Here is a 2,993-nt window from a genome sequence, read left to right as displayed (position 1 = left end):
GCAGCTATGATTTCATGTTTGGTCATTGGTATGTCAGTTGAGGTTAATTCGCGCAGTCTCATCCAAACTTTAGGGAGGGATTGACCTGTTTGCGTGATGGTTGGTGGCGTTTCGCCGACCTGCGCTGTTGTTTCGCCTAATTCCCAAATGTAAAGGGGTTTGCCTTTCAATTTCGGGAAAGCGTCCTCTGTGTAATAGCAGGGTTGGTTAAATTGTTGGTGTTTAAGGGCTTCGTCTCTGTTCATGGTTGGTTTTGATGTTGGTTGGCGCGATCGCTCTCCTCACTCCTGGCGCGATCGCAAAATAAAACGGCTGCTAACTTTGGATTGGTCAGCAACCGTTGCAACTCTTTGATAGGAGTTAGCGACGCCGATCGCGTTCCAAGTCGTAAATCACTTTTTCTAGATACCAGTTGTCAGACTTGCCTGGGTGATTCCGTCGCTGTTGCCTCAGCAGTCGTTTGGCTGTCGCTGTGTCACCCTGTAGCATTCCTAGTAGCTGGTGTTGCAGATGTCTGTTTCTAGGGTCGGTGCGGTATGAGTGAGAAGTTTTCCCGCGTAGCTTTGGTGGAGAATTTGTTAGCTTCTGTTGAATAGAAGTAGTTAAGTAAGTGGGCAGGAAAATTCCTAAATACGTAACGAAAAGTTAACCAAAGTGATTGCGGTTAAATTTAATACGTTGGGTACTATAGTTTCCTCTTTCCCCTCTGGTTTGAACACCATCCATTACGGCATAAGCAAGGTCTAGCTCATCGTCAAACATTTTAGAAGCTAATTCGTCTTTTTTGAGGTGTTGCCATTCCAATTCAATTGGGTTCATTTGAGAACAATATTTAGGTAAAAAGAAGATGTATAAACCCTGTTTTTCCCACTTTGACCATAACTGTTGAACTTCTTTACATCGATGTATGGGGCCATTATCTTGCACGATGACTTTAATACGTCCAGTTTTTGAAGCATCAAGAGCTTCAAGCTCCATCATTTGGATGTAAGATTTGCGATTAACACCGCCAATAACCAAACCATAAATAAAACTAATTAGGGGTTGAAAAAAAGCAATAATGCTTAACCTTCGACCACGGCGTGGACTTTGTTCCAGACGTTTTTGCTCACCTTTAAAATAATATGTGTAACTTGGTTCACTCCATGCACAAAAACCTGATTCATCTAAATATTTCAGATCGATTTCTCCAGCAGCAGCAGCCAGTTCCAACATATCTAAGTCTGCTTGCTTGATTTGTTTGAGCTTTCTATCTTGCTTGTTTTGATGACTCTTCCTTGTTCGTTTCCAAATGAACCCCTTTTTTTGAGTACCCGTCTTAATCGGTCAGGACTCAATTTAACACTGCGTTCACTTTCTAATTTCTGGGCTAATTGAACACTATTGTATGTGCGTGGTTCTTTTTTGAGAGTTTCTTCCAAAAATGCTATGTCTTCTTGTTTCCACTTTGATTTACCCCCCCGGCCAGGTAGTTCCCACAGTCCTTCCAGACCATACTTTTCCCAAGAGTGCAAAACCTCCCTTACTGTCTGTGAATTCCAATTTACATGAGCCGCTATTTTTTCTACGTACCAGCCATGCGCGTTTAATCTGATTACTTCTGCTCGGTCTTTTACTTTCTGCGGTACGTCTGCTGTTTTCAAATTTAAAAGGGTTCGGTCTTGCTCACTAGTTAAAAACACCCTTAAACGCGCACCCATATTTTTGTTACCTCGGTAGATACATTCTCCGTATTTACTTATCTTCACATAGTTTGGTTTTTTCGTGCCTACTTACTTAACTTTTCTTCAATATCTACAAATAAAAAATCCGTGCCTGGAATGAGAGCAATAATGTACAAGAAAAGCCACAAACCGATTGCACAAGCAAAGGTGAGTAGAAGCACCATTATTGCTACCGCAAGCCCAAAAATTGGCCCAGGCAAACTGACAGATAACCAAGAGAGAAAGTCCATCATAGTGATATGAGTTGGTAGCGCAACTCATATCAGCATCTACGGGTTCCAACGATCTAAGCATCGGAAGATACCCGTATTTGTTTGTAAGGGTTTGGTTATTCATAAGCGCACCTGTTTTCGGCTGGAGTAGGGCGATCGCACCTAGCTGGTGATCATACCCACGAATAAAGCCGTCAACCTTCGCAGGTAAACGGCTCATTCTTTTACAGGATTTTCTTTTAGTCTCTCCGATAGTTCTTCCAAGCTTGTCAAGCGTTGGCGCAGCTTTTCGCCTCGTATTTCTATTTCGAGAATTTCTTCACGAGTGTCCGCGATTAGCTGCTGTACTGTTCCCCCAAGAGGGTCATCTCCGGTACTGACAGGGGGATCTGTCCTCGTCCAATCAATTCGACTAGATGAGAGCGACTGACACCCAATTTCTCCGCCAGGCTGTCGAGTCCCGTTATCCCATCGTCCGTCATTACTAGGCTTACGTTCTTCTTGATCTGTCCATATTCCCTGTGTCTGGCTTTGGCTGATTTCCCCATTTTTAGTGACCATGATCAACTTCCTATATAGGATATCAATTTTCTATTCATAAAATACCATATAGGATATTCGTGTATATGGTATATTCCATATATGATTTTAGTTGCTATCACGCAAAACAAGTAGAGATGGCAGCCTACCGCCACTGAGGCAAGTGAAAGACCTGCCAGCGCTGAGTGCCTGACAACTGACAACTGACAACTAACACCCCAAACCATGCAGAGACAGCAGCCTGCAAGCATTGAGCGAACGAAAGACCTGCTAGGGAGTGACAAGTGACTAACTTCATGAACAAAAACACTAAACCTATGAAGCGTAAAAAGTTCATCCATTGGCTAAGTCCGCTTAGCAACGGAACAGTAGCCGCCTGTGGTCGTACTTTTAGCCCGCGCAACCTTTCCCCGTTGATTGCCACCTGCCCCAAATGCCGACTAAAGCATCAACAGTACTTTCATTCAGCCTACTCAACTCAAGCATGAACCAAACAACCACCACCATTGACCTAGCC

Annotated in this window: 5 protein-coding genes; all 5 read right to left on the bottom strand. The window is 43.5% G+C overall.

Annotated elements, in window-relative coordinates; translation table 11 throughout:
• Nucleotides 1-245: hypothetical protein (locus I8748_RS34825; RefSeq protein WP_214662884.1), on the bottom strand; the 245-nt coding region annotated here is incomplete at its 3' end.
• A gap of 115 nt (nt 246-360) precedes the next feature.
• Nucleotides 361-489, bottom strand: a complete 129-nt coding sequence (locus I8748_RS35945; protein WP_263975720.1) for a hypothetical protein — start codon at nt 487-489, stop codon at nt 361-363.
• 156 nt (nt 490-645) lie between these two features.
• Nucleotides 646-1,700, bottom strand: a protein-coding gene (locus I8748_RS34330) for an IS630 family transposase (protein ID WP_225896637.1) whose coding sequence is annotated in 2 segments (ribosomal slippage) — nt 646-1,305 and nt 1,308-1,700 — 1,053 coding nt in all. Because the reading frame shifts where the segments join, the coding sequence is not laid out codon by codon here.
• 68 nt (nt 1,701-1,768) lie between these two features.
• Nucleotides 1,769-1,957 carry a hypothetical protein gene (locus tag I8748_RS34820; RefSeq protein ID WP_214662883.1) on the bottom strand — a complete coding sequence of 63 codons (189 nt, stop codon included), beginning with the start codon at nt 1,955-1,957 and terminating at the stop codon, nt 1,769-1,771.
• 195 nt (nt 1,958-2,152) lie between these two features.
• Nucleotides 2,153-2,497 carry a hypothetical protein gene (locus I8748_RS34325; RefSeq protein WP_198123660.1) on the bottom strand — a complete coding sequence of 115 codons (345 nt, stop codon included), beginning with the start codon at nt 2,495-2,497 and terminating at the stop codon, nt 2,153-2,155.
• Between the last annotated feature and the right edge of the window lie 496 nt (nt 2,498-2,993).

Source organism: Amazonocrinis nigriterrae CENA67 (genome assembly GCF_016056305.1).
GTDB classification, from domain to species: Bacteria; Cyanobacteriota; Cyanobacteriia; order Cyanobacteriales; family Nostocaceae; genus Amazonocrinis; species Amazonocrinis nigriterrae.
Note: the sequence above shows the minus strand (reverse complement) of the source record. Positions and strands in the feature narration are given on the sequence as shown.